We start from the raw sequence: 17,605 nt of genomic DNA on the forward strand, positions 1-17,605 counted from the left end.
GAGCCATTTGGCTCGCTGACAACATTTATCAAAACAAACTTAAGCGGTTAATTTTTACGATTTTTCCATAATCGGATCAATCGTCTATAACGCTCAGATACCGATTGAATCAACTGCTCATCGGAAATCTCACCGGCAAGCCATTGAGAAGAAGGTTGTCCGAAGATCGTACGACCAACAGCAAAACCTTTGACTAACGGCACATTTGCAGAGGCTTTAAAAACTTGTTCAAAGGTTTCTTCTGGGGCATCTAATCCTAAAATAAGAATACCGCGGCAGTAAGGATCACTTTGTTCGATGACGTGGCTAATCTCTTGCCAAGCTTGTGCAGAAACACCGGGTAATTTCCACCAATCTGGCTTAATGCCAATAGCATAGAAATGTTTAATCATTTCTGCATAATAAGCCTCGTTTTGTTCCATATCTGCAGGCAAAATAATTTCTAACAGCAATTCGTGTCCTGTTCGGCAACAAGTTTGGTAAACCTGTTTGAGCATTTCATCTTGTTCTGCACGCAAGTCTGCGTTATCTGCAGGATGATAGAAAGCAAGACATTTAACAACCTGTTCGGCAGGCCAATTGATGAGTTGGCTACCAAGATCACCATATTCTAAACGTAACGGACGAGAAGAAGGCAACTCAATTGGGCGCCCAATCCACCAGCCTTTACCGGTGATTTCATTGAGCGCTGCTTGTCCGAAGGTTGTATCAGCCAGAACACCTGCGTGTCCGTTGGCAATACCTTCTTGTTGCGCCGTTTGTTCAGCCGCTTGTACAAGAAGTTTTTTCAGAACAGGAATTCTATCTAAATTCGCACCGCACTTTTGCGCCATATCAACAAGTTGTTTACGATGATCAAAAGCAAAAATACAAAGATCGTCCCATTGGGTTTTACGCGTGGTAACACGATGTAAATGATTTAGTTGTAGATCAAGGTCAGGACGTGGCACACTTTCTGCTCGAGCCAAATAATCATCTAGCTCAGCCTTGGTTGGCATTGCTGGCGCACAGCCGTGACGGGAAACCACTAGAGCACCGCAAGCATTGGCATAACGACAGCATTGTTCCCAGCTTTCACCATTGATATAGCCGCGCAATAAGCCTGACATAAAGGCATCACCTGCGCCTAAAACATTCAATACTTCAACTCGTACACCATAGACATTAATACCGCCGTCTAAATCATCAGGAATATCTCCCTCAAACACAGAGCAACCTAATGCCCCACGTTTACACACGAGTGTAGCATTGCTTACTTTGCGTACATTTTTTAGCGCCGTTAATGTATCTGTCGAGCCACCTGCAATATGGAACTCTTCTTCAGTTCCCACTAATACATCAAAATGATGCAACACTTCTTGTAGTGATTTGGTTACCGCTTCGGAATCAATAAAACGTGTTTCACCATCACCAAGAGACGTTAAGCCCCACAAAACAGGACGATAATCAATATCAAGCAAACGTTTTGTGCCATTACGTCCTGCATATTCTAAGGCAGTTAATACTGCGTGGCGTGTTTTAGGATGAGATAAATGCGTGCCCGTAATCGCAAGTGCTTTAGCTGAAGCGATATAAGCCTCATCAAAATCTTCTGCGCTAATCGCCATATCAGCACAATTCTCACGATAAAAAATAAGGGGGAAAGTATCTTGATCTTTAATACCCAAAATCACTAACCCAGTAAGCCGTTCTTTGTCTGTAATTAAATGGCTGGTATCCACCCCAACACGTTGTAGTTCCTCCCGTAGAAAACGCCCCATATGCTCATCTCCGACACGAGCAAGCATAGAAGACTTCACGCCTTGCACTGCTGTGCCATAAGCCACATTTCCAGAGGATCCGCCTAAATATTTTGCAAAAGAGGTGACATCTTCCAAGCGGCAACCAATTTGTTGAGCATACAAGTCCACTGCCACACGTCCAAGACAGATAAGATCTAAGGTTTTTTCAGTCGTTTTCATTGTGCTTTTCCTTAGTGATGATGAAATCACAAAATACTTAACTCATAAAATCATAGTTAAATTAAAACATATATTTCAAAAATGTCATTTTATGAAATTAATATTTGAGAAGTAGATCACAAAGATTTTCACCTATCCCAAGAAAACTACGACTTCATCTTAAAATTTAGCAAAGAACATTTTCTGTTCAGATAAAATTTTTGCTATTATGAACCAAGTTATAAAATACTTATTTCGTTAGGAAGGTAGAATGCAAAATAACTCTCAGTTAGTCCAATTACAAAATGAAATCCGTGCGCGTTACGACAGTTTAAGTAAACGTTTAAAGCAAGTGGCACAGTATGTGCTAGATAACAGTAATAGTGTGGTGTTTGATACTGTTGCTACCATTTCTGAACGAGCCGATGTGCCGCCTTCCACCTTAATTCGTTTCGCTAATGCTTTTGGCTTCAGTGGATTTAATGAAATGAAGCAGATCTTCCGTGAAAACCTAATGGAAGAAACGGCAAATTATACTGAACGTTTACAACTTTTTCGTCAGCTTGAACCCGAACAAGCCAATCAAGAAAGTGCGGTGGATATTTTGAATATTTTTGCTCAAGCGAATTATCAAGCGTTACAGCAATTAGCTAGCCAAACCTCTGAGCAGGAAATACAGCAAGCAGTGGAAATTTTAAACAATGCAAACAATATTTTCATTATTGGCTTAAAACGTTCCTTTAGCATTGCGAGCTATTTAGACTATGCCCTGCACCACTTAGACTGCCGTTCATTTTTAATCAATGGATTAGGGGGAATGTTTGATGAACAACTTAATTTAGTTAAAGAGGGTGATGTCGTCATTGCGATTAGCTTTTCACCTTATGCAAAAGAAACAGTAGATATTATGCACACTACGGCAAATAAAGGCGTAAAACAAATTGCGATCACGGATAGCCAAATTAGCCCTTTAATCGCCTTCAGCGATGTTTCTTTTGTCATTAAAGAAGCCCAAGTACGCGGTTTTCGCTCACAATGTGCAACAATGACTTTAGTACAAACTTTGGCAATTGCACTTGCGTTAAAGAAAGAATTGCCTCCTTTAGAAAATAAATAATAGATAAACAAAAAGGCTTGAGATTGCTCTCAAGCCCTTGTCATTTTCGCTTGGAAAATTAATCACCAAGACGCTCTTTAATACGTGCAGATTTACCTGAACGTTCGCGTAAGTAGTAAAGTTTCGCTTTACGAACCGCACCTTTACGTTTAACTGTGATGCTATCTACAACTGGTGAGTGAGTTTGGAATACACGCTCAACGCCTACACCGTTAGATACTTTGCGTAAAGTGAATGCACTGTGCAAGCCGCGGTTACGAATTGCAATAACCACGCCTTCGAATGCTTGCAGACGACGTTTGCTCCCTTCAACAACCCATACTTTAACTTCTAAAGTATCACCTGGGCGGAAGCTAGGTACATTTTGTTTTAATTGTTCTTGTTCAATTTGTTTAATGATGTTACTCATTGTGTAATCCTTCTAAGATCCTAGTATTAACTGATGATTTTGCGAATGGTTAAACTCGCAATCAACTAATCAACTTTATTTGCTTACTGTTCAAGTTTGACTTGCGCCAGCAGTTTCCGTTGTTCGTCAGTCAGAGCTAGGCTTTCCAATAGCTCAGGGCGTCTTAACCACGTTCTTAATAGCGATTGTTTTAACCGCCATTTACGAATTTCTTCGTGGTTGCCCGACATCAACACCGCAGGTACAGACATTCCGTCTAGCACTTCTGGGCGAGTATAGTGAGGGCAGTCAAGCAAACCTTCGGCAAAAGAATCTTCTTCTGCGGAGGCCTGTTTGCCTAGCACTCCGGGGATAAAGCGTGCAACGGCATCAATTAATGTCATTGCAGGTAATTCACCACCAGTGAGAACGTAATCGCCGACTGACCATTCTTCGTCAATCTCAGTTTGGATCACTCGTTCGTCAATACCTTCGTAACGACCGCAGACTAAAATCAATTTTTGATTTTGTGCCAATTCTGTTACGCCATTTTGATCGAGTTTACGTCCTTGTGGCGAAAGATAAATCACCTTTGCCCCTTCTCCTGCTGCCGTTTTAGCCGCTTGGATTGCCTCACGCAATGGTTGCACCATCATCAACATTCCGGGCCCGCCGCCATAAGGGCGATCATCAACGGTTTTGTGTTTATCCGTGGTGAAATCACGCGGATTCCAACACTGTATTTGCAAGAGATTTTGCTTTACGGCTCTGCCCGTTACCCCATACTCAGTGATCGCTTTAAACATTTCGGGGAACAATGAAACAAGACCAATCCACATTGTTATTTTCCTAATTTGTAGGCTCGAAATGCTACAACCTAACGCTCACTGTATGCCTGAGTTTAGAAACCAGCGTCCCAATCCACTTCAATAGTCTTGGTGGTGAGATCTACTCTTTTAACTACTTGTTCATACAAAAACGGAATTAACCGTTCTTGTTTTCCAAAAGCATCTTTCTGACTCGCTCGCACAACTAATACATCATTTGAGCCAGTTTCCATCATTTCAGCCACCGTTCCCATATTGTAACCTTGTAGATTCACCACTTGGCAGCCAATTAAATCGTGCCAATAATAATCCCCCTCTTCAAGTTCAGGAAATACTGATAAATCTACGCCAATTTCAACATTAGTTAGGGTTTGTGCGATTTCACGATCATTAATGCCTTTTAATTTAACAATAAGTTCGTGATTATGATGTTTCCAACTTTCTAATTCTGTTGGCTGCCATTGGCCTTTAATTTTTAAAAACCAAGGTTGATAATCAAAAATGCTTTCGGCTTGTTCTGTTGATGAATAAATGCGTAACCAACCACGAATGCCATATGTCGAGCCTAATTTGCCAACCACTTCGATTCTTTGTTGCGTCATATTATTCACCTATAAATCTCAAAATCTGCAATTATGCAGCTTTTTTCGCTTCTTTTACCAAAGAAGTTACGCGATCAGATAAGCTCGCTCCTTTCTCAACCCAAGCATTTACACGCTCAAGATTGATACGAAGACGCTCAGCATTACCTGCCGCTAAAGGGTTGAAAAAGCCAACACGCTCAATAAAACGACCATCGCGTGGGCAACGGCTGTCAGCAACTACAATTTGGTAAAATGGGCGTTTTTTAGAACCGCCACGAGATAAACGAATGGTTACCATAACCTTCCTCTAATTAATAATTACGAAAAGAAAACCCACATCGAAGGAGTGGGAATGCTTACTTTTTTCTCTGTATATATAGACAAAAAGCCTGTGGATTGTACTCTTATTTGCAAAAAATGCAAGAAAATATCACCGCACTTTAATATTCTTCTTCAAGAATGATGTGAAAGCAGATTATCGTAAATGGCGCTATATTGACGAGCCATACTTATTGCAGAAAAATCATTATGTTGCATATACAGCTTGATATTTGCTTTTAATTCAACAAGTTGTTCCGGATTATTAAGGAGTTCTTTTAAAACTTCTTGATAGGACTCAGGCGTGTTGTGTTTGATTAGATAGCCTGTTTTGTTGTTTTCAATAATATCTGGTATTCCTCCTACTGCATTGGCTATTGCTGGAACACCATATTGGTAACCCTCTAAAATTACAGCTCCTAACCCTTCGGAATGGGAAGGAACAATTTGTAAATCAACATTTTTAAATACCGAACCAATATAAGGGGTAAAAGGAATAAAAATAACGTTTTTTAAGTTACTAGCCTGTTCTTTCAAGGCTTGTTCTAATTCGCCTGAACCAACAATATAAAATAATATTTCAGGAAAATTTTTTGCTAGCTCAATAGTTAATTCAAAATTCTTAACCTTTTGTAAATTGCCAATATGAGCGATAGATAGCTTTTCATTTTTCTCTGAAAAAAATGTTTGTTCAAATTCATTATTCTCTAATAAAGGTTTTATGCAGCCATAAATTGTTTTTACATTACTATTCAGTTCTCTTAAGTTATGACTGACTTGCTCGCTAACTCCAACCAACATATCAGCATTTTTATAAGATTTTGTTGAGGATTTACGTTTAAATGGAAAGGCAACATGCCTTGTTATTACAACAGATTTTCCAGAAATCAATTTCAGAAACCCTGCGATATGTGCCCCTCTGCCATCTTGAGCATGGATAATCAACGGTTTTTTACTCAACACTAGTTTAATTAACTGAAAAAGATTTAAAACAGTAATATTTTTATACTGTCTTAATTTCTGAATAAACTTACCATTCTTTTTTCCAAAAAAGTAAATTTTATACTCAGGTAATGCTAGCATTAATTGCTCAGTTTGGAACTCACCGCCACCAAAGCCTTTTGCCATATTAATAAATAAAATTGCAGGTTTAATCTCGTTCATATTTTTACCTTAATAATTATTTAGAAACATCTTTTGACCATAGTTGAGCATATTTAGAAAATACTGAAAAGGATGAAAGCACCGCTAATAAAAATCCTTGTTTACCATCTAAAAAACCCGATTTTAACAAATACATTTTAATAAAAGCACTCATTGCGTGCGTAATTCCTTGAAACAGTGTCGCTTTTTTCCCTTGTTTTTCTCGCTGATCTGCCCAAGCTTGCGCATAGTTAGCTGATTTCACCAAGTAATGATGCAAATTTTTATAAGGATAATGCAGCAAGTTACCCGCCAATTTTTCCACTTTTGCATTGGCAGGATACACCACTTTTTCGTGAACTAAGGCATCGTTATAGCCTGCGTACTGGGTTTGATACAAACGCACCACATAATCAGGATACCAACCCGAATGACGAATTAAGCGTCCGAACACTTCACTAATGCGCGGAATATCGTAAACCACATTCGGTAAATTTTTTGCCACCGCTTGCTGAATATTTTTTCGTAGCTCATCGGTTACTCGCTCATCAGCGTCTAGCCATAGCACATAATCGGACGTAACATATTGCTGGGCAAGTTGGCGTTGCTTACCGAAGCCTTGCCAATCGGTATTTTCATAGAATTTCGCGCCATATTGTAGGGCGATTTCTTTGGTATTATCGGTGCTGCCCGAGTCTAAAATCACAATCTCGTCCACCCAATCTTTCACACTGGCTAAGCATTGTGCAAGATCTTGCTGTTCGTTTTTTACAATCATTGCAACGCTAATGGTTGGCATAATTTATCCCTTTTTTAAAATCACTTTTGCGCTAGTGTAACGGATCTTTGCTGAAAAGAAAAAAGAATGAAAAAATCACCGCACTTTATTTTTCAGGGGATAAGCAATTAACCATTATGCTTAATGTTGCTTGCACCACCCAGCCAATAAAAAAAGCAAACAATAATGTGCCAATGCCCACTGTGCCGCCGAGCATAAAGCCTAATACACAAACGGTAACTTCCATAATGGTTCTGACAATACCAACCTTGCAGTGAAAGCGGTGGCAAAGCCCAACCATTAGTCCATCTCTTGGTCCGCCACCTTGATGGCAGGTGAGATAAAACGCGGAGGCGCTCCCAAAGAGCAAAATCCCGATGATGGCATAGCCAATACGCAATAGAATTCCACTTGGAGCTGGCAGGAAAGCAACACTAATGCCTAAAGCCAAGGCAACCAAAAGCATATTTAAGATTGTCCCTAAGCCGACACGGAGTTTGAGTGGCAGCCACATTAGCATCACCAATGCGCTAATCAATAATGATGCCCAACCTACGCTAAATCCTGCCTGTAACGCAATGCCTTGTGAAAGTACTGTCCAAGGGGCTGAGCCGAGGTTAGAAAGTAAAAGCAATCCTTCGCCAAGCCCTAAAATCAATAAAGAGAAGATGAGTACGCATAAAGGCTGAAGCTCCACAGACCAGAAGTTTTTTGCTGTCCAAGGCGTTTTAGGGAGAACTTTAAATTGATTTTTCATAGATAAATTTGTTGTAAATTTGCACCGCACTTTGATTTGTGATGATAAAGGAAATTTGCCTAAATCCCAACTTCTTAATCTCTATAACATATAGCTAAAACGTTTAAGAAATTGTTGCTTTTTATAGCAAAGCAATCGCTTGCCTTCACATTTTTGTACATTTTTGCAAGCATTTCATTACAAAAAACAGTAGAATTAGCTCGCTTTTTTATATCAATTTTACATTTAAGGAAATTCTAATATGAGTAGCTTAATAAGTGTGCTAGGCATTGTTGTACTTCTTGCTATTGCCGTTCTATTATCCAGTAATCGCCGTGCGATTAGTTTGCGTACTGTGGGCGGTGCGTTATTAATTCAAATCCTAATCGGTGCGTTTATTTTGTATGTGCCCGTGGGGCGTGAAATCTTACTTGCCTTGTCAAACGGAGTCAGCACCGTAATTAGCTATGGTAACGAAGGAACAAATTTCTTATTTGGTGGCTTAGCTGACGTTGAAAAATCGGGTTTTATTTTTGCTGTTAAAGTATTATCCATCATCGTATTCTTCTCAGCGCTCATTTCTCTCCTTTACTATATTGGCATTATGCAATTTATTATCCGTATCATTGGCGGTGGCTTACAAAAAATATTAGGTACGTCTAAAGCGGAATCAATGTCCGCTGCGGCAAATATTTTCGTAGGACAAACAGAAGCGCCATTGGTGGTGAAACCTTATATCAGCAAAATGACTGAATCAGAACTCTTTGCTGTGATGTGTGGTGGCTTAGCCTCTATCGCGGGTTCAGTGCTCGCAGGTTATGCAGGTTTAGGCGTGCCATTGCCATACTTGATTGCCGCTTCTTTTATGGCTGCTCCAGCAGGTTTATTATTCGCGAAATTGATCGTACCACAAACCGAAAAATTCAATGATGACATTGAAAAAGTGGATTTAGAAAAACCAGCTAACATTCTTGATGCGGCAGCAGTAGGTGCATCATCTGGTATGCAGTTGGCAATGAATGTGGGGGCGATGTTGATTGCTTTCGTGGCGTTAATTGCGCTAGTTAATGGTTTATTAGGTGGCATTGGCGATTGGTTTGGTATGCCTGAGCTTTCTCTTGGTATGATCTTAGGCTGGATTTTCCGTCCGTTAGCTTGGGTGATTGGTGTGCCTTGGGACGAAGCTGCGGTTGCAGGTCAAATGATCGGGATTAAATTAGCGGTGAACGAATTTGTTGGCTACTTAGAATTTGCCCCTTACCTTGCTGCGGACGCAGCGGTACAATTAAGCGATAAAACCAAAGCGATTATTACTTTCGCCCTTTGTGGTTTCGCCAACTTCAGCTCTATCGCCATCTTAATCGGTGGATTAGGTGGAATGGCACCAAGCCGCCGTGGTGATATTGCGCGTCTTGGTATCAAAGCGGTGATTGCAGGATCATTAGCAAATCTGATGAGTGCAACCATTGCAGGTTTATTTATCGGTTTAAGTGGTGCTGCACTATAAAATGTAAGAAAAGTGCGGTAAAATTTCACCGAATTTTTTCGATAACACCACGACATTGTTCGTGGTGTTGTCATATTAAGGCAAAGAAAACGTTTGCTATTGTAATAACGGTAATCACACACAAGGTAAGAGATTTCCTTGAGCAATCATTTTTCAACATAACGCAAACATTCTGTTGCCTGAAAAACAGAGTTCAATAATTAAGGAGCTTAAAATGAAACGCGTATTTATAATGATGTTAGACTCTTTCGGTATCGGTTCAAGTGAAGATGCAGAAAAATTTGGTGATAAAGGGGCGAATACCTTAGGCCACATTGCACAACGTTGTGCGGAAGGGCTAGAAGACAAAAATGGCCGCAAAGGCCCACTTCACCTGCCTAATTTTGAAAAACTCGGCTTAGGCTTAGCGGCAAAAGAATCTTGCGGTGAATTGCCAGCAGGGTTTAATCCAAACCCAGCGTTAATTGGGGGTTATGCTTATGCGAAAGAAATTTCCTCAGGCAAAGACACTCCATCTGGCCACTGGGAAATTGCTGGCGTGCCAGTATTATTCGATTGGGGCTATTTCCCTGATCACGAAAATAGCTTTCCGCAAGCGCTTTTAGATCGCATTGTCGAACGCGCAGGTTTAGACGGTTACCTTGGCAACTGCCACTCATCAGGTACGGTGATCTTAGATCAACTGGGTGAAGAACATATGAAAACAGGCAAACCAATTTTCTACACCTCAGCAGATTCTGTATTCCAAATTGCCTGTCACGAAGAAACCTATGGTTTAGATAAACTTTACGAATTATGCGAAATCGTGCGTGAAGAACTGGCTGATTACAACATTGGCCGTGTGATTGCGCGTCCATTTGTGGGCAACAAAGCAGGCGAATTTTCTCGCACAGGTAACCGTAAAGACTACGCCATTGAACCACCAGCAAAAACTGTCTTACAAAAATTAGTGGAAGAAAAACAAGGCGATGTGATTTCAATCGGGAAAATTGCGGATATTTACGCACATACTGGCATCACCGAAAAAGTGAAAGCCACGGGCTTGGAAGAATTATTCGACAAAACCCTTGTGGAAGTGAAAAGAGCGGGGGAAAATTCCATCGTTTTCACCAACTTTGTAAACTTTGACTCTGATTTCGGCCATCGCCGTGATGTAGCAGGTTATGCTGCTGCATTAGAATACTTCGACAGCCGTATTCCAGAATTATTAGCCTTAATGAACGAAGATGATTTACTCATTTTCACCGCTGACCACGGTTGCGACCCAACTTGGCACGGCACGGATCACACTCGCGAGCATATCCCTGTGCTATTATACGGTTCGCAAGTGCCAAAACAATTTTTAGGCAAACGCGACACTTTCGCCGACGTAGGGCAAACTGTCGCAGATTATTTTGATCTGCCGCCAATGGATTACGGCAAATCAATCATTGATTTTCACCATCAAGATTAACTTTAAGAGGATAGATTATGACTCCACATATTAACGCACCCGCTGGGGCTTTTGCTGATGTAGTATTAATGCCGGGCGATCCATTGCGCGCAAAATACATTGCAGAAACGTTCTTAGACGATGCGAAAGAAGTAACCAACGTGCGTAATATGCTCGGCTACACCGGCACTTACAAAGGTCGCAAAATTTCGGTAATGGGACACGGAATGGGGATCCCATCTTGTTCTATTTACGCTAAAGAATTAATCACGGATTATGGCGTAAAAAAAATTATCCGTGTCGGTTCGTGCGGTGCGGTGCGTCCAGACGTGAAATTGCGTGAAGTGATCATCGGCCTTGGCGCTTGTACGGATTCCAAAGTGAACCGCATTCGCTTTAAAAATAACGATTTTGCTGCTATTGCCGATTTTGAAATGACGCAAGCAGCCGTACAAGCGGCGAAAAACAAAGGCATCAACGTACGCGTGGGTAACCTTTACTCTGCGGATCTTTTCTACACACCTGATGTCGAAATGTTTGATGTAATGGAAAAATACGGCATTTTAGGGGTGGAAATGGAAGCTGCGGGCATCTACGGCGTTGCCGCAGAATTTGGTGCGAAAGCCTTAACTATCTGTACCGTATCAGACCACATTCGCACGCACGAGCAAACCACCGCAGAAGAACGCCAACTTACTTTCAATGAGATGATTGAAATTGCGTTAGAAAGCGTATTGCTTGGTGATCAGGCTTAATTTGTTTATCTTAAATTCCAATTTCTGCATCTTAATATTAAGAAAAACTCTTATGTATTAAGATGCAGATTTGTTAGAGACTGTATTAGATTAGCCCTAAATTTCGCACCAAGAGCGCAATGTTTTTAGCTTTCCTTTTGGTGAGTCAAAGTAAAACTGAAATTCACATTATTTCAAGAATAACAAAAAAGATTTTTTATTAATTCCGTTATTTTTTCTTAAAAATTTGTTTAGCTCAATTCCAAAAATTTTCACTTCCACTTTTGCTTATACAAAATGAACTGAGTGATTAATTCTGAAATACTTAAATTCTCTCACATCTAGCACATCGTAACTGTGACAATACTCAGGATAAATGAGACTATCAGGCATAGTCTTCCTTTTAACTATAGAGAATAAAATATCGCCCTTGTTTTCTCCCTCCAAATAGCTTTCATTAACTTTGATTTCACTTACAAAAATTTCATTGGCATTTTATGTAAGTGGATAGCTGATAACCTCTTTAATTTTGCGATAAAACAAGGCGGCAGAATTAAAGGTAATTTCCAGTAAATCTGCTGCAGAATGAAATTTAACTTCAAGCACGAAAATTCTAGCAGTTTTTTCTATATAGATTTCTTCAGTTTATAACGAAATATCTTCATTTTTTATAGACTAACATAACCATAACCTAATACAGACCTTTGTTGTAACTAAATTAAAATTCATGAAATTTACACCCCACTTGGTATTAAAACTAGGGGCTGTAGTAGATTAGCAACAATGCTATACTACAAAAATGAAGATAACATATTGTAAATTAAAGAAATCTATACAGAAAAAACTGCTTGAATTTTTTGTCGCAGAAGTTACTGCAAGAACGGCAGCAAATTTGCTAGATATTCAACCGAATACAGCCGCTTTGTTCTACCATAAAATCAGGCTTGTGATTGGCTATCATTTATCCCTTGAAGTTAACGAGATTTTGAGGGGGAAATTGAACTAGACGAAAGCTATTTTGGTGGTCATCGAAAGGGAAAACGAGGACGAGGAGCGGCTGGAAAAGTTGCTGTTTTTGGGTGACTAAAACGACAAGGAAAGGTATTTACTGTTGTGGTTGAAAACACCAAGAGTGAAACATTACTCCCTGTTATTAAAAGAAAAATCAAGCCTGATAGCTGGGTTTATACGGACACTTATCGCAGTTATGATGCGCTTGATGTGAGTGAATTTCACCACGAACGAATCAATCATTCCGAGCTATTTGCGGTGAAACAAAATCATATTAATGGCATTGAAAATTTTTGGAATCAGGCGAAGCGGATACTGCGAAAATATAATGGAATTAACTGAAAAAACTTTCCTTTATTCTTGAAGGAATGTGAATTTCGGTTTAACTTTGGGACACCAAAAGAGCAGTTAAAAATATTGCGAAAATGGTGTGAAATTTAGGGCTAATCTACTACAGCCCCTAAAACTATATACTCCCTATCTATGAAACTTATCAACATATTCTTGACTGTTAATCCATTGGTGATCTTTCTCCCAAGTAAACCGCCATTTGCGAACAGGGCCTGCCATAACATTGAGATAATAGTTGTTATAACCCGCAATAGTGGCAACTGGGTGATAGCCTTTTGGCACTTGCACTACATCGCCATCATAGACTGCCATACATTCATCTAAGCTTCGGTCATCGGTATACACTCGTTGCAAGCAGAATCCTTGAGCGGGTTCAAAACGGTGGTAATAGGTTTCTTCTAAATAAGTTTCAGTTTCACTATTTTTTTGATCATGTTTATGGCTTGGGAATGAACTGGTGTTTCCCTCATCGGTAAATACTTCCACAACTAATAAGGCATCAGCAGGTTCTGTTTCAGGCAGAATATTATGCACAAGTCGTTTATTATTGCCAAATCCACGTTGTTCAACACCCACTTCTGCTGGTGTGATTAAACGTACAGGTAAATTACCTTCACTTGGCGCACGGCACACGGCTAATTCTAAATAAGTTTCTGCTTGGATTTCAACTTGGTGATGATGTGGTACATAAAGAGAATAAGGCGGAATACGGTCGAAAGGAGATTGGCGGTTACCAATATGTTCGAATATTTGCCCTGCTGTCGAAATAGTGCATTTTCCAGCCAAAACCACAAAACACACTTCGGTATTTTCTGTATCAAAGCTCAAATTTTGATTAGGCTGTAAGTGATAGCATTCAAACCCAACATATTCCCAATTGGCGCTCTTAGGGGTTACTTTCTGTACTAAACCATTAGGAGCTGGATTTTGTTTGGCTGACTTTGACAATAAATAGCTCATATTCACCTCTCATTGAATTATTAGGTAGTTTTCACCCAAATCATAGATCAGATACCGGAATGTTGTCAGAAAAAATTGTCAAATATCCAACGTAGATCACAAAAATGAAATAATTATTTCATTATTTGGTAAAGTGAATTGAAAAATTTATTTCATTATTCTAATCTAGTGTACAACTTAAATTTGTGCAAAGCACAATCAGATGAATCATTCATTTCACTTTTAGGTTAAGGAGCAAAGAATGGAAACTGTTTTAAATTTTATTAATGGAAAACTGGTTGAAAGCCAAGGCGAAAAAGTATGGCCAATTTTTAATCCTGCGACAGGAAAACAAATTCGCCAAGTGCGTATGAGTACTGAAGCGGAAGTGCTGGAAGCTGTTGAGGTGGCACAAAAAGCATTCCCTGAGTGGGCTGCGACTTCGCCATTACGTCGAGCAAGGGTGCTCTTTAAGTTTAAAGAATTATTACAGCGTGATTGGGATTCATTAGCACGTTTAATCACTGAGGAACATGGTAAAGTTTATTCTGATTCTTGTGGTGAGTTAACTCGTGGTTTGGAAGTGGTTGAATTTGCCTGTGGGATTCCGCATTTGCTTAAAGGTGAGTTCTCGGAGCAAGCAGGGCGAGGTATTGATATTCATTCCACAATGCAACCTTTGGGAGTTTGCGTTGGTATTACGCCATTTAACTTCCCTGCGATGGTGCCAATGTGGATGTTCCCGATTGCACTAGCTTGTGGTAATACCTTTATTTTGAAGCCTGCAAAAACTGACCCTTCACTTTCTATTCGCCTTGCTGAATTATTAAAAGAAGCAGGCTTGCCAGATGGTGTGTTTAATGTAGTACATGGAGATCGTCATGATAATGAAATTTTATTGCGTGAGCCTCGTGTGAAAGCGATAAGTTTTGTGGGCTCAACAACAGCGGCAGAATATGTGCATAAAGTTGGTTCTGAGTATGGTAAACGTGTACAAGCACTTGGTGCAGCGAAAAATCACGGTTTGGTAATGCCTGATGTGGATATTAATGCGACCGCAGATGCGTTACTCGGTGCAGCTTTTGGGGCGGCAGGTGAACGTTGTATGGCATTACCAATTGCAGTAACCATTGACGATGAAACAGCAGATAAATTAGTGGCTGCGCTAAAACCAAAAGTAGAAGCTTTACGTTATGGACCAGGTATTCCAAAAGAAAGCGAAAAAGAAATGGATTTTGGACCGCTCATTACGCAGCAACACCTCAACAACGTAACCAAATATATTGATAAAGGTGTAGAAGAGGGTGCTACTTTAGTCGTGGATGGACGTAATAAAAAACCAGCCGGCTATGAAGAGGGTTTCTTTATCGGAGGTACGTTATTTGATCATGTTACTGAGGATATGGTTATTTATAAAGAAGAGATTTTTGGTCCTGTGCTTGGCATTGTTCGTGCGAAAAATTTTGAAGATGCAATGCGTTTAATCAATGACCATCAATTTGGTAATGGCGCAGCTATTTTCACTAATAGCGGTGCTGCAGCTCGGGAATTTTCATATCGCGTCCAAGCTGGAATGGTTGGGGTGAATATTCCAATTCCAGTTCCGATGGCATTCCATTGCTTTGGTGGTTGGAAAGGTTCAGCTTTTGGGGCATTAAATGTGTATGGTCCAGATGGTGTGCGTTTCTACACTAAAATGAAAACTGTGACAACACGTTGGCCAGAACAAAATATTGATTCTCAAGCAGCATTCAGTATGCCAACCTTATAATAAAAAATAAAAGAGATTTCTGTGATGGAAATCTCTTTTTTCTTGCGTAAGGAAAAAGAAATGAAAAAAGTAAGAATTGGATTAATTGGCACAGGATATATTGGACGTTGCCATGCTATTGCTTATGCTCAGGCACCTACGGTTTTTCCGCTAGAGGCGGAGCTAGAATGCGATTACCTAGCTGAAATCACACCTGAGTTAGCTGCTCAAAAAGCTAAAGAGTTTGGCTTTAAGCGTTCTACAGGAGATTGGCGTGATGTGGTGCAAGATCCCGATATTGATGTAGTAGATATTTGCACCCCAAACTTTTTACATAAAGAAATTGCATTAGCTGCAATTGAACAAGGTAAACATGTTTATTCGGAAAAGCCTCTTGCTTTAACTGCCGAAGATGCCAAATTAATGTATCAAGCCGCACAAAAAGCAGGGGTAAAAACCCTTGTAGGGTTTAATTATATTAAGAACCCAACTACTCAACTTGCGAAAGAAATCATAGAGCGGGGAGAAATTGGAGAGATTGTTCATTTTTATGGAACGCATAATGAAGATTATCTCGCTGATCCTAATACACCACGAGATTGGCATTGCATTCGTGAAAAAGCAGGGTTAGGGGCGTTAGGCGATCTTTCCGCGCATATTATACAAATGTCGCAATATCTTGTAGGTAGCCAAATTCAACGCGTGGTTGGAGATATGGAAACAGTAATAAAAATGCGTCCTAACCCGCAAAATTTAAATGAACAGCTTCCTGTTGAAAATGAAGATCAAGCTACCGCAATCGTACGTTTTGCTAACGGTTGTATGGGGACAATTGAAACTTCTCGAATTGCGTGTGGACGCAAAATGGGACTAAGTTATGTCATCATAGGAACAAAAGGCACAATCAGCTACACGCAAGAAAGAATGGCAGAACTAAAATTGTATCTCCACACAGATGAACCAGCACGGCAAGGTTTTAAAACCTTACTGACAGGCCCACACCACCCTGATTATAAGCATTTTTGTGTAAGCGCTGGACATGGTATTGGTTTCAATGATCAAAAAACGGTGGAAATTCGTGATCTTATTAATGGCATCACAAATAATCAGCCAATGTATCCTGATTTTGAAGAAGGATTTAAGGTTTCTCGAGTGCTTGATGCAATTGCAATGTCCTGTCAGGAAAAGCGTTGGGTTAATGTGGAGGAGGTAGCTTAATTTCCCGTTAGCTTTAAAAACAAAAAAACTTGGCAATTATGCCAAGTTTTTATTTTTAAAGTGCGGTCATTTTTTACGAATTTTTCGCTAACTTCGACCAGTTGTAATAGCCGTATAACGAGTTAAGTAAGTAAGCGCCGAACATTAAATACATTGCTGGGGTGTCAGCCCAGAGAATGATAGAAAGGATATTGATGATAATCCATAAGATCCACTGTTCGCTATAACGCAAAATCATCAATAATTGTGCAGCAATAACTAGCACGGTGGTGACGCCATCTAAGCCGATAGAATTGCCGTCTGTTGTTTTTAAAATGCTGATAAAGGCAATAGAACCCAGTACCACAAGGCTGATTAGGGTGACCCAACCTTTTACGGTAAGAAATTTGGCGATTACTGTTTCGCTTTGTTCTGTGCTGTTACGCATATTTTCTTTCCATAAGAAATAACCGATAAATTGCGCAGGAATATAAACATAAAGGGTCGTGGTCATTTCGCCATAAAATTTGTTGTCTAACGACACATAGAAATAGCTATAAGCAAAAATCAAACCGAAGAAATAGTTACTGATTTTCCCTTTACCCACAAACACCACGCATAAAATCCCTGAAATCCCTGCGAGCGCTTCGAGCCAAGACACGGGCGATTGTGCATAGGCGTAAAGCTGTGCAGCAATAAATAAGAAAAGCCAGACAACTTCAAAAGGTTTCCAGCCACCAAAAAATTCATTTTTAAGAGTTTGAGAAAAACGCATAACATTATCCTTAATAAGTGAAATAAAAACCTTGCTATTTTTGCACCGCACTTTTTAAAAGTCAAGGATAGGCTACAT

General features: G+C 39.9%; 16 protein-coding genes and 2 pseudogenes. 7 read left to right on the forward strand and 11 right to left on the reverse strand.

Annotated features, from left to right (window positions below):
- Positions 1-47: 47 nt before the first annotated feature.
- Positions 48-1,961, reverse strand: coding sequence for a bifunctional 5-dehydro-2-deoxygluconokinase/5-dehydro-2-deoxyphosphogluconate aldolase (locus ELZ61_RS00095; RefSeq protein WP_126370562.1), 1,914 nt, complete (start codon positions 1,959-1,961; stop codon positions 48-50).
- Positions 1,962-2,211: 250 nt separating this feature from the next.
- On the opposite strand from ELZ61_RS00095, the gene ELZ61_RS00100 reads away from it, so the two are divergent.
- A complete protein-coding gene (locus ELZ61_RS00100; protein WP_103853868.1) occupies positions 2,212-3,057 on the forward strand; it encodes a MurR/RpiR family transcriptional regulator in 846 nt (281 codons plus the stop codon).
- Positions 3,058-3,115: 58 nt separating this feature from the next.
- On the opposite strand, the gene rplS is transcribed toward ELZ61_RS00100, so the two are convergent.
- The 7 genes from rplS to yczE form a co-directional block, all read right to left on the reverse strand.
- Positions 3,116-3,466 (reverse strand): 50S ribosomal protein L19, encoded by a 351-nt coding sequence (rplS, locus tag ELZ61_RS00105; protein WP_115250010.1) that lies wholly within the window; start codon positions 3,464-3,466, stop codon positions 3,116-3,118.
- Between the two features lie 83 nt (positions 3,467-3,549).
- On the reverse strand, positions 3,550-4,284 hold the full coding sequence (trmD, locus tag ELZ61_RS00110) for a tRNA (guanosine(37)-N1)-methyltransferase TrmD (RefSeq protein WP_126370564.1): 735 nt from the start codon (positions 4,282-4,284) through the stop codon (positions 3,550-3,552).
- A 62-nt stretch (positions 4,285-4,346) separates the two neighbouring features.
- On the reverse strand, positions 4,347-4,874 hold the full coding sequence (gene rimM, locus ELZ61_RS00115; protein WP_103853871.1) for a ribosome maturation factor RimM: 528 nt from the start codon (positions 4,872-4,874) through the stop codon (positions 4,347-4,349).
- Positions 4,875-4,905: 31 nt separating this feature from the next.
- The gene (gene rpsP / locus ELZ61_RS00120; RefSeq protein WP_126370566.1) at positions 4,906-5,154 is read right to left on the reverse strand and encodes a 30S ribosomal protein S16; all 249 of its coding nucleotides are present in this window, start codon (positions 5,152-5,154) and stop codon (positions 4,906-4,908) included.
- 155 nt (positions 5,155-5,309) lie between these two features.
- On the reverse strand, positions 5,310-6,338 hold the full coding sequence (locus ELZ61_RS00125; RefSeq protein ID WP_126370568.1) for a glycosyltransferase family 4 protein: 1,029 nt from the start codon (positions 6,336-6,338) through the stop codon (positions 5,310-5,312).
- 16 nt (positions 6,339-6,354) lie between these two features.
- Complete coding sequence (locus ELZ61_RS00130; RefSeq protein ID WP_126370570.1) at positions 6,355-7,116, reverse strand: glycosyltransferase family 2 protein; 762 nt, start codon at positions 7,114-7,116, stop codon at positions 6,355-6,357.
- A gap of 85 nt (positions 7,117-7,201) precedes the next feature.
- Positions 7,202-7,852, reverse strand: coding sequence for a membrane protein YczE (gene yczE / locus ELZ61_RS00135; protein WP_126370572.1), 651 nt, complete (start codon positions 7,850-7,852; stop codon positions 7,202-7,204).
- 241 nt (positions 7,853-8,093) lie between these two features.
- Here yczE and ELZ61_RS00140 point away from each other — a divergent pair, with 241 nt between their 5' ends.
- The 3 genes from ELZ61_RS00140 to deoD all read left to right on the forward strand — a co-directional run bounded on the left by ELZ61_RS00140 (position 8,094) and on the right by deoD (position 11,525).
- Complete coding sequence (locus ELZ61_RS00140) at positions 8,094-9,338, forward strand: NupC/NupG family nucleoside CNT transporter (protein ID WP_126370574.1); 1,245 nt, start codon at positions 8,094-8,096, stop codon at positions 9,336-9,338.
- 214 nt (positions 9,339-9,552) lie between these two features.
- On the forward strand, positions 9,553-10,791 hold the full coding sequence (gene deoB, locus ELZ61_RS00145) for a phosphopentomutase (RefSeq protein WP_126370576.1): 1,239 nt from the start codon (positions 9,553-9,555) through the stop codon (positions 10,789-10,791).
- A gap of 17 nt (positions 10,792-10,808) precedes the next feature.
- The gene (gene deoD, locus ELZ61_RS00150; RefSeq protein ID WP_126370578.1) at positions 10,809-11,525 is read left to right on the forward strand and encodes a purine-nucleoside phosphorylase; all 717 of its coding nucleotides are present in this window, start codon (positions 10,809-10,811) and stop codon (positions 11,523-11,525) included.
- Positions 11,526-11,621: 96 nt separating this feature from the next.
- Here deoD and ELZ61_RS00155 read toward each other — a convergent pair.
- Positions 11,622-12,169, reverse strand: a pseudogene (locus ELZ61_RS00155) (IS1595 family transposase).
- Between the two features lie 134 nt (positions 12,170-12,303).
- Here ELZ61_RS00155 and ELZ61_RS00160 point away from each other — a divergent pair.
- Positions 12,304-12,956 (forward strand): annotated as a pseudogene (locus ELZ61_RS00160) (IS1595 family transposase).
- 36 nt (positions 12,957-12,992) lie between these two features.
- Here the strand turns inward: ELZ61_RS00160 and iolB are convergent.
- Complete coding sequence (iolB, locus tag ELZ61_RS00165; RefSeq protein WP_126370581.1) at positions 12,993-13,826, reverse strand: 5-deoxy-glucuronate isomerase; 834 nt, start codon at positions 13,824-13,826, stop codon at positions 12,993-12,995.
- Positions 13,827-14,067: 241 nt separating this feature from the next.
- On the opposite strand from iolB, the gene ELZ61_RS00170 reads away from it, so the two are divergent.
- Both ELZ61_RS00170 and ELZ61_RS00175 read left to right on the forward strand, forming a co-directional pair.
- Entirely contained in the window at positions 14,068-15,576 is a 1,509-nt protein-coding gene (locus ELZ61_RS00170) for a CoA-acylating methylmalonate-semialdehyde dehydrogenase (RefSeq protein ID WP_126370582.1), read from the forward strand.
- A 60-nt stretch (positions 15,577-15,636) separates the two neighbouring features.
- Positions 15,637-16,773 carry a Gfo/Idh/MocA family protein gene (locus tag ELZ61_RS00175; RefSeq protein ID WP_126370584.1) on the forward strand — a complete coding sequence of 379 codons (1,137 nt, stop codon included), beginning with the start codon at positions 15,637-15,639 and terminating at the stop codon, positions 16,771-16,773.
- Positions 16,774-16,846: 73 nt separating this feature from the next.
- Here ELZ61_RS00175 and pnuC read toward each other — a convergent pair whose 3' ends face one another.
- Positions 16,847-17,527 carry a nicotinamide riboside transporter PnuC gene (pnuC, locus tag ELZ61_RS00180; protein ID WP_126370586.1) on the reverse strand — a complete coding sequence of 227 codons (681 nt, stop codon included), beginning with the start codon at positions 17,525-17,527 and terminating at the stop codon, positions 16,847-16,849.
- Positions 17,528-17,605: the final 78 nt, after the last annotated feature.

The organism is Avibacterium volantium, assembly GCF_900635775.1.
GTDB classification, from domain to species: Bacteria; Pseudomonadota; Gammaproteobacteria; order Enterobacterales; family Pasteurellaceae; genus Avibacterium; species Avibacterium volantium.

Excerpts from the sequence above, each read along its gene's own strand:
- pnuC (WP_126370586.1), bottom strand. The coding sequence starts at position 17,527 with ATGCGTTTTTCTCAAACTCTTAAAAATGAATTTTTTGGTGGCTGGAAA.
- ELZ61_RS00100 (WP_103853868.1), top strand. The coding sequence starts at position 2,212 with ATGCAAAATAACTCTCAGTTAGTCCAATTACAAAATGAAATCCGTGCG.
- ELZ61_RS00140 (WP_126370574.1), top strand. The coding sequence starts at position 8,094 with ATGAGTAGCTTAATAAGTGTGCTAGGCATTGTTGTACTTCTTGCTATT.
- rimM (WP_103853871.1), bottom strand. The coding sequence starts at position 4,874 with ATGACGCAACAAAGAATCGAAGTGGTTGGCAAATTAGGCTCGACATAT.
- ELZ61_RS00130 (WP_126370570.1), bottom strand. The coding sequence starts at position 7,116 with ATGCCAACCATTAGCGTTGCAATGATTGTAAAAAACGAACAGCAAGAT.
- deoD (WP_126370578.1), top strand. The coding sequence starts at position 10,809 with ATGACTCCACATATTAACGCACCCGCTGGGGCTTTTGCTGATGTAGTA.
- ELZ61_RS00125 (WP_126370568.1), bottom strand. The coding sequence starts at position 6,338 with ATGAACGAGATTAAACCTGCAATTTTATTTATTAATATGGCAAAAGGC.
- rpsP (WP_126370566.1), bottom strand. The coding sequence starts at position 5,154 with ATGGTAACCATTCGTTTATCTCGTGGCGGTTCTAAAAAACGCCCATTT.
- ELZ61_RS00170 (WP_126370582.1), top strand. The coding sequence starts at position 14,068 with ATGGAAACTGTTTTAAATTTTATTAATGGAAAACTGGTTGAAAGCCAA.
- deoB (WP_126370576.1), top strand. The coding sequence starts at position 9,553 with ATGAAACGCGTATTTATAATGATGTTAGACTCTTTCGGTATCGGTTCA.
- ELZ61_RS00095 (WP_126370562.1), bottom strand. The coding sequence starts at position 1,961 with ATGAAAACGACTGAAAAAACCTTAGATCTTATCTGTCTTGGACGTGTG.
- yczE (WP_126370572.1), bottom strand. The coding sequence starts at position 7,852 with ATGAAAAATCAATTTAAAGTTCTCCCTAAAACGCCTTGGACAGCAAAA.
- rplS (WP_115250010.1), bottom strand. The coding sequence starts at position 3,466 with ATGAGTAACATCATTAAACAAATTGAACAAGAACAATTAAAACAAAAT.
- ELZ61_RS00175 (WP_126370584.1), top strand. The coding sequence starts at position 15,637 with ATGAAAAAAGTAAGAATTGGATTAATTGGCACAGGATATATTGGACGT.
- iolB (WP_126370581.1), bottom strand. The coding sequence starts at position 13,826 with ATGAGCTATTTATTGTCAAAGTCAGCCAAACAAAATCCAGCTCCTAAT.
- trmD (WP_126370564.1), bottom strand. The coding sequence starts at position 4,284 with ATGTGGATTGGTCTTGTTTCATTGTTCCCCGAAATGTTTAAAGCGATC.